The organism is Protofrankia sp. Cj3, assembly GCF_917627355.1.
GTDB lineage: Bacteria > Actinomycetota > Actinomycetes > Frankiales > Frankiaceae > Protofrankia.
In genome coordinates, this window is record NZ_CAKJTR010000099.1 from 14134 (window position 1) to 20785 (window position 6652).

Consider the following 6652-nt stretch of genomic DNA (forward strand, 5'->3'; position numbering starts at 1 on the left):
GTTGACGGGCTCGGGCTACCCGGCCACCACCTCCCGGATCTCCGCCAGGAGCCGCGCGACCTCGGTGGTGCTGCCCCGTTCCAGATGCCACCCCGCGATCTCAGTGAGTGCGCCTATTCGATCGAGCCGGACCGCCGTATCGTGGCTCTTCTGGACCGCGTCAGCCAGTACCGCCGCGATCTCGCTGACAGACTCGATCATGACGCCCTCCTGGTGACCATAAAGACGACGAAACCCCCGTACCCAGGGCTGGATCTGGTCGTGATACGGGGGCCTGCCGGAGTGGGGTGAATCGGATGTAATTTCGTCCTAAGTATACAGATGCTCGACTATGAGGCGAATGTCGGGTTGCTCGATCCCGCTCACAGGCTCAGCCAGGGGTACGGGCCGCTGCGCCCTGATCCACGCGATCCGCCGTCGCGCCCGGCCATATACAGATCTTGTAATGTGTGGATGGTGCCGGCTCGCGTCCAGTGCCACCCTGCTGAGAGCCATGCGGTCCGGGTGTTGGCGACATGGGTATGATCATCCGTGCACGTCGGATCAATCCGGACGACGCCGAACGGCTGCGTGCCGTCCGGCTGGCGGCCCTGGCCGATGCGCCCATGTCCTTCTGGCAGACCCTGGCGGGCGAGAGCGCCCGTCCCAGTGCGGACTGGCGGGCGCACGCCTTACGCAACTCGGCAGGTGACACGCACGCGACCTTCCTGCTGGAACGGGACGACCCGGCGGGCTACGACCCGGAACGGGACGACGGTCCGATGGGCATGGTCGACGTCTACCAGCCATCGCTGGCGCCCGAGTTCCGCGAACTGGCCGCCCTGTGGGTCGCGCCGGCCATACGCGGTACAGGGGCGGCCGACACGCTCCTCGACACCGCCGTGGGCTGGGCACGAACGGCTGGCGCGATCGGCGTCCGGCTGTGGGTCGTGCCCACCAACACGGCCGCGGTGCGTATCTACACCCGCCATGGCTTCACGCTGGCCGGCGGCCCCGAACCCGACATGGACGACCCGGCGGGCAAGGTCTACGTACCGATGCTGCTCATGCTGGACAGCGATGAGAGTGCCCGAGGATAGGGCGTTCGATCAGGAGCGGCTCATCCGCGCCTGGCAACTGCTGGTAGGCGGTGGTCCGCATCCACGGCTGGAACACGGTGACGGTCGTGGTCGGTATCGGCCGGCGATCAATCGATGTCGATACCGCCGTCGATGTCGATGTCGATGCCGTCGATGCCGTCGATCTTCACCACCTTGGAGCTCCGCAGCACCTTTCCGGTCACGTCCAGCGCCCGCACCTGGAAGTACGGTCCTGGGCTGTTCGTCGCGACTGCCGTCTCAAAGCCGGACCGGCTGGCGTGTCCAACGACCACCGACAGGGAGTCGGCGTCCGGTCCGGCGAGCACCTGCCACGCTCTCGTTTCCGTCGAACCATTCCAGGAGGCGTAGACGACGTGGTGCCCGCCCTCGGCGCGCACCGCCACGCTCGGCGGGTAGTACGGAATACCGACCCACTCGTTCCGAAACGCTCGATACGAGATGTTGGAACCCGGCATCTTCGCGTCGTAGCGCAGGCTTCGTAGGCCGTTGTTCTCAGCGTTCCCCGCGGCCGCGTACTCCGAATAGTACGAACTCTGCCCCCACCCGATGAACCTGTTGCCGTTTGCGAGCCGCTGGGTATTTCCCTGGGATGCCGAGTACAACGGTGGCGCATGATAGTAGGTCCGCACGGCGGTCGCGCTGTGGTTGCTGAAGTCAAGACCGATAATCAGGCCGTGTGACTGCTGTTCGGGTGCGCCGCCCGGCTGGTTGCAACAGCCGTCGTCGAACATGCTGATCCTGTTTCCCGGCAGAAATCGTGCGTCGTGCTGCCAATAAAAATCCGCGTCAGGACCGAAGGTGAAATCATTCTTCCGGCCGCCGAGCTGCCAGTTGATCGCCCCGGTGCTCCGGGCAACGTCATAGATCGCCCACATATTTCGAGCGGAGATCAACAGCTGGTCTCCGGCGCCCTCGTCGATCGAGTTCACGTGGTAAGGATCCCACACCCCGCCGGATGACGAGGTATCAGCGGCCGACACCTCGGAGTCCGCCAGGTTCACGTGCTCCAGCATATCCCACGAAAAGACGAGCTTCCCCGTTGCGAGATCGACCTCCTGAACCTGGCTGTCCAGGACGGCCCCGTCCTTCGAGCCCCCATAGGGACGGAGGTCCATCGGCACTGGTTTAGACGCGAGAAACAGCGCGGTCCCCCGGCTGGTCAGGAGAAATTCGTGTTCGTCCGCGTTGAAACCGTTTCGGGCCGAGACCGTCTTGACCAGGCGATAGTTGGTGTCGTAAATGTAGTAGCATCCGCCTGGCTCGGGCGCGCCGCCCGGCAGATTCGTGTAGGTCGGCGGAATGGCGATGGATCCCTGCCACCAGGTCAGCACCGGCTGAGTCTTTCCAGTGTGTGAGTTGCGATAGGTCTGAACCTTGACGTCGGCGTTCTGGAGGGCCGTGGACGGCAGCGGACGGAACCAGACCGGATCGCCGGAGTTGTCGACTGTCAGTGCCCCGGTCTGGCCGACCACCTGGCCAAGGCTGTAGGGACCGACAAAGATGTGCCCAGGGGCCGTGCCCGGCTGCCGCGCGGTCACGGTAACCCGCATGGGATGCAGGTCCGGCTCGGACACAAAGCTCCACACGTCACTGCCTGACGTGATCGGCGCCGGCGTGCTCGGTGTGCCAACATCTCCCGACGGCGGGGCGGGTTCCGTCGCGCACAGGCGAGACGAGTCCGGTTGCCAGTTCGCCGCGGCCGGAGACACCCCGCCCCCGACGACAAACCCAACAGCAAGCACACCGGCACCCAGGCCGCCCATCCCTCTTCTTGCGCCGCGCGCCCACAGCTTTCGCACCGCCATTGCCGACCTCCCTTGGCACCGGACGCCGCTGTCCGATTGAGGTATCCGAGCCCTTGGCACGGCTATTATCCCGATACCGTTTACGCGCACCGGTTCTGTTGCCCCACAGCATTGCGGAACGCCAGCAAGAATAGGTCGGGACCAAGCTTCTGCCACCGCCGACACGCCGGCCGGTCCGGCTGGCCGTCAACCGTAACGGGACAGCGCCGGCGAGCCGCCCGCCCGGTCACCGTTACCGACAAAGTCAGGGCTGTCGGCTCACGAAATGCATTGCCCGGAACGGGCGTACCCGCCATGCTCGAAGACTCGCTTCATGGAAAACACGCGTCAGCGCGGCACAGCGCCACATGTGCGCAGTTGGCCACGAGGACCGGGATCTCGACCAGCGGATTACCTGCCAGCTGGCTTTGGAGCGACCGACAGCAGGGGACGCGGCAGCACGGGGTTGGTCAGACAATTCGGCGGCTGCCTGGGCCGGGCCGTCCCATGTGCACATCGACCGCTGTCAGGCTGTGCAGAGAACTTCGCCGTGCAGGATCGAGAACCAGCCGTCCTCGGCCGCCGCCCAGTTCAGCCACGCGCACGAGATGCGCTGGAGGTCACGCTGGTCGGCCATCCCGGTTGCCACCAACTGCTGGGCGAGAGCGGAATTCAGGATCCGGTCGGCCCACATTTCACCCCACCAAGCCCGATCCTGACAGGAGGAGAAGCACCAGGTGCTCGAGGTCGCGGTGACGGCGGCGAAGCCGGCCCGGCGTGCCCAGGACAGCAGCCTGCGCCCGGCGTCGGGTTCACCGCCATTCGCGTATGCCGCACGGTGGTAGAGCGCCAGCCATTCGTCGAGCTCCGCGATGGCCGGATACCAGGTGAAGGCGGCGTAGTCACTGTCGCGCGCGGCGACCATGCCACCGGGCTTGCAGACCCGGCGCATCTCCCGGAGCGCCTGTACCGGATCGCCGACATGTTGCAGTACCTGGTGGGCGTGGACCACATCGAAACAGCCATCGGGAAAGTCCAGTGCCTGGACATCGCCGACCACGAAGCTGATATTGCCCTGGCCTCGCACCCGTGCCTGCGTACGGGCGAGCTCAACGGCCGCTTCGGTGACCTCGACAGCCGTCACCCGCCCCGGAGCGATCCGGCCGGCCAGGTCAACAGTGATCGTTCCAGGGCCGCACCCGACATCGAGCAGGGCCATTCCCGGCCTCAGGTGCGGCAGCAGATATCCCGCGGAGTTCTCCGCGGTCCTCCAGCGGTGCGATCGCAACACCGATTCGTGATGCCCGTGCGTGTAGATCGCACGCTGCCCACCAGCTTGTACTCCCTCATCGGCGTCCACCCGTTGACCGTAGCATCATGTTCTACCATTCGAGATGATCATCTCACTATATAAGATCGATCACCTCAGAAACTACCCACCGGCAGCTGCGGATGTTTCGCCGACATCGGCGGGGCGTTCCCTTCGCTCCGGCCTTTCACCCCAAGTCGATCTCCGCACAGTTCGGATCTTGAGAACGCCCGCTCATGTTCCGTGCGGTGCCAGCGCATCCTCCGATCCTCCACGCGCGATGCGCACGCTGGCGTCAGCCGCTGGCGTCGTCCAGGTCGGCAGGCAGTTCGGCAGGCAGTTCGGCAGGCAGTTCGACGGGCAGGCGCCGCCGGGCTCGCTGCCTGACCTCGTCCGCGAGCGTGTCGGCGACGAGCAGCCGGGGCAGCAGCCCCGGCTCCGTGGTGAGCGCCCGGAAGACAAGCCCGACCGTGACATCGTGATCGGGCCGGCCCATGACCGTCACCGGGTCGCCGCTCTGGATCATCCCCGCCTCGATGACGCGCAGGTAGGCCCCGGGGACCGCCCGGTCGGTGAAGGTCCTGACCCAGCCCTGTTCACCGAGCCATCCGGCGAACGTCCGGCAGGGAATGCGGGGGTTCGTGACCTCCAGCACGACATGCTCGCCGACCCGCCAGCGTTCCCCGATCAGCGCGGCTGTGATGTCGATTCCCACAGTGGTCAGGTTCTCCCCGAACACCCCGCATGGCAGCGGCCGGCCCAGTTCCACCGACCAGGTGTCCAAATCCTCCCGCGCGTACGCGTAAACAGCCTGGTCGTCCCCGCCGTGATGCCTCAGGTCGCAGACCCGGTCACCGACCAGCCCACTCCCGCCGACGCCTTTGGGACCAGGAGCACGCACCTCGACAGCGGCGCTGACCGGCCTTTTGTCAATACCGGTCATACCGATTTCCGAGTACTCGGTACGGCTGGCGGCCCCAAGATTCACTGACAGCAGAGAAATCATAATCAAACAGTTCTCGGACGCACCGCGGGCTCCCCCTCACGACATCGCCAGCCATGATAACGGACGGCTGTTATCGCCGTGGCTCCCACCGGAAGTGACGGACCGCGAACATCGAGGCGACGACGAACCAGATTGCCATGATGCCGATGTCACCCCAGGCGAAACCGTTGCCGGGTCCGTGGGGCAGCCGCGGGTCGAACGCGGCGAAGATGGTCTGGACCAGCGGCCGGACAGGGAACACGCTGGCGATGTGGGAGATGGTGGAGCCGGGCCTGACCGGGAAAAAGACCCCCGACAGGAAGAGGATCGGAAACATCACGAGATTGATGACCGCGGGGGCGGCGTCCGCGTTCGGCACCATCGCGGCCACGGCGACACCACAGGCGCAGAACGTCGCCGCCCCCACCACGAGCGCCACCAGCAGCGCAACGTAGTGACCCGGAAACGTCACGCCATAGAAGAGCACGCCGAACAGTGCCGTCAGGACCACCAGCAGGATCGCCACCAGAAGCTGGTTGAGCAGCAGACCCGCAAGAAAGTCCCGGGCCCGCAACGGCGTGCCGCGCTCCCGCTTCAGCAGACCCGAATCGCGGCGGATCGCCAGCTTCAACGCCACGTTCATGAAACAGGCGGCGATCACACCATAGGCGATGATGCCCGGGATGAAGTACTGGTTGTAGTTCAGCCCACCGAAGAAATCGATCGTGGTCCCGGTGTTCAGCGACGCGAAGATCACAAGAAACATCAGCGGGAAGGCGAAGGTGAAGAACGCCGACGCCGGATTACGCCAGAAGGTCAGCTGTTCGAACCGCGCCTGATGGACGATCAGCCGCACCTCACCGCCCAGCCCGCCGCCCGCCCGCCCGCTCGGCCCGCGCCTCGCTTCGGTCACCCCGTCCCCCTCACGGCTGCCGTGCCCGACATGGCTGTGGCGTCGGCGCCGCCGTCAACGCCTGCGTCCGCATCTGCGCCTGCGCCGGTCAGTTGCAGGTAGACGTCCTCCAGGCTGGGACGGGTCACGGCCAGCCCAGGCAGTTCGTACCCGCGGTCGACGGCCCAACCGGTCAGGACGTGCAGCGTGCGGGTGGGTTCGCCGGTCTCGATCAGCACCTGCTCGCCGGTGACGGTGGCCGCCATCGGCAGGTCCGCCGCGCGTACCCCCGGCGGTGCGGTGAACGTGATGTGCGCGGCGGCGGTGTCCCGCCCGCCGAGGGAGTCCGGCGGGCCCTCGGCCACGATCCGGCCAGCCGCCATCACCGCGACCCGGTCGGCCAGTTGCTGCGCTTCCTCCATGTAATGGGTGGTGAGCAGGATCGTCGTGCCGAGATCACGCAGCGACCGGACAAGATCCCACGCCCCGCGCCGGGCTGACGGGTCGAATCCGGTCGTGGGCTCGTCGAGGAACAACAGACGGGGCCGCCCGACGATGCCGAGCGCCAGATCGAGCCGCCGC

General features: G+C 66.2%; 6 protein-coding genes and 1 pseudogene. 1 reads left to right on the forward strand and 6 read right to left on the reverse strand.

What is annotated here, in order from left to right; all coding sequences use genetic code 11:
- Positions 1-15: 15 nt before the first annotated feature.
- Complete coding sequence (locus MJ783_RS14440; RefSeq protein ID WP_239310957.1) at positions 16-201, reverse strand: hypothetical protein; 186 nt, start codon at positions 199-201, stop codon at positions 16-18.
- A 320-nt stretch (positions 202-521) separates the two neighbouring features.
- Between MJ783_RS14440 and MJ783_RS14445 the strand changes: the two genes are divergently transcribed.
- Positions 522-1079 carry a GNAT family N-acetyltransferase gene (locus MJ783_RS14445; protein WP_239310958.1) on the forward strand — a complete coding sequence of 186 codons (558 nt, stop codon included), beginning with the start codon at positions 522-524 and terminating at the stop codon, positions 1077-1079.
- 107 nt (positions 1080-1186) lie between these two features.
- On the opposite strand, the gene MJ783_RS14450 is transcribed toward MJ783_RS14445, so the two are convergent.
- The 5 genes and pseudogenes from MJ783_RS14450 to MJ783_RS14470 all read right to left on the reverse strand — a co-directional run.
- Complete coding sequence (locus MJ783_RS14450; protein WP_239310959.1) at positions 1187-2905, reverse strand: arylsulfotransferase family protein; 1719 nt, start codon at positions 2903-2905, stop codon at positions 1187-1189.
- 505 nt (positions 2906-3410) lie between these two features.
- Positions 3411-4202 carry a class I SAM-dependent methyltransferase gene (locus MJ783_RS14455; RefSeq protein ID WP_370651628.1) on the reverse strand — a complete coding sequence of 264 codons (792 nt, stop codon included), beginning with the start codon at positions 4200-4202 and terminating at the stop codon, positions 3411-3413.
- Positions 4203-4488: 286 nt separating this feature from the next.
- Entirely contained in the window at positions 4489-5196 is a 708-nt protein-coding gene (locus tag MJ783_RS14460; protein WP_370651629.1) for an MOSC domain-containing protein, read from the reverse strand.
- 73 nt (positions 5197-5269) lie between these two features.
- Complete coding sequence (locus tag MJ783_RS14465; protein WP_239310962.1) at positions 5270-6091, reverse strand: ABC transporter permease; 822 nt, start codon at positions 6089-6091, stop codon at positions 5270-5272.
- Positions 6088-6652, reverse strand: a pseudogene (locus tag MJ783_RS14470) (ABC transporter ATP-binding protein); the annotation flags it as partial. The gene MJ783_RS14465 and the pseudogene MJ783_RS14470, both read right to left, overlap by 4 nt.

Bases quoted from the DNA above. Each gene is read 5' to 3' on its own strand.
- MJ783_RS14450 (WP_239310959.1), bottom strand. From the start codon at position 2,905: ATGGCGGTGCGAAAGCTGTGGGCGCGCGGCGCAAGAAGAGGGATGGGC.
- MJ783_RS14445 (WP_239310958.1), top strand. From the start codon at position 522: ATGATCATCCGTGCACGTCGGATCAATCCGGACGACGCCGAACGGCTG.
- MJ783_RS14440 (WP_239310957.1), bottom strand. From the start codon at position 201: ATGATCGAGTCTGTCAGCGAGATCGCGGCGGTACTGGCTGACGCGGTC.